The 1,171-nt window shown below is 33.2% G+C and carries 2 protein-coding genes and 1 pseudogene; all 3 read right to left on the reverse strand.

All coding sequences use genetic code 11. The annotated features are described in order from the left end of the window. Positions 1-140 (reverse strand): annotated as a pseudogene (locus tag J582_RS27655) (hypothetical protein); the annotation flags it as partial. A gap of 325 nt (positions 141-465) precedes the next feature. Further along, entirely contained in the window at positions 466-894 is a 429-nt protein-coding gene (locus tag J582_RS25310; RefSeq protein WP_032048814.1) for a hypothetical protein, read from the reverse strand. Positions 895-907: 13 nt separating this feature from the next. Further along, a partial coding sequence (locus J582_RS25315; protein ID WP_050674876.1) for an EndoU domain-containing protein occupies positions 908-1,171 on the reverse strand: 264 nt, incomplete at its 5' end.

Genomic DNA, 1,171 nt, shown 5'->3' on the forward strand with positions numbered 1-1,171 from the left:
CCCGCTTCTGCCACTTCTGCTCCAGCAGCTTCCATAGCATCAACCGCTTCAACTTGTGTCTTTGCTGCATATGTATTTGAAAGACTCATCATTAGAAAAACTGAAAGAAAGAACTTACTACTGCGATTTATTGAATTCATGTTTTATCCATAGCTATTTATTTGAAATTGGAGCTTTCTAGGAAGGAAATCTACAACTTCCCCATTTTTCAAAAATATTAAAAAATTTTTAGAAGCCATAGAATGTCATATAACTAGGTTAACTGGGGAGTAATTTTTTAAGCTATCTTAACTTTCATAGATAACGTCATACTGACCAGTTAACTCTTCTCTTAAAAGATCGAACAATTCACTTCCTAATAGTTTGAATTTCCTCACTTCCTGAATCGATTTAAAGGCAGAATTTTCTCTAATTATATAAAACGCCGATCTAATATTGATATGTTTCTTTAATCTAATTAAATTATTATATAACTACTGCCTCATACTCTTTTGTATTAGATTCCAAATACTTTTTCCATTGAATCAATACTTTTAAAAATAATTCAGTAGAGATTTCTCCACGATAATTTTTAGTTTTGTTAGTACGAAGTTTAAATGTCGTAATTTCCTTTGTAAATTTCGCACTTCCGCCCATATCACCGTAAGGAGAAAAAATAATTTCTTTTCTTTGATTTCTCAATATACTCTCAATTTTTAATAAAGCCTCAGATATAAGTTCTAAATTATCTATGCTTGAAATAAAATCCAAAAAGTCTTCATCCCCTTTAAGATATGCATCAAATCCCTCCGCTTGATTTTTATATGGGGCTACCCCCCAACCGAGTGTAGGTACATATACTCCTTCATCAGCTTCATACTCTTCTCTTAGAACATATTGAAATTTAATTTTCATCTCATTTATTTCCTCATTGTAAAGGCCCGCCACACCATTGATTCACTGAAGAATTAGGACTTTGGCTTGGTGGTACAAACTTAACGTTTACCCCAGAAGGTGTAGTAGTAGTAAAACCTTCTTGTGGACGTAAACTAGCTGGCTTATTTTTAAAAGTCTCTGATAGTTCATATTTCAATCTTGCTTCCGACCATCCTTGAGGAAAAAATGTCGAGCCATTAGGCTGACCTTGTTTATCCTTTTCTACCTCATTGGCAAATCTAAGACTGGCTATTAC

The organism is Acinetobacter sp. 1566109 (assembly GCF_000582255.1).
Lineage (GTDB): Bacteria > Pseudomonadota > Gammaproteobacteria > Pseudomonadales > Moraxellaceae > Acinetobacter > Acinetobacter nosocomialis.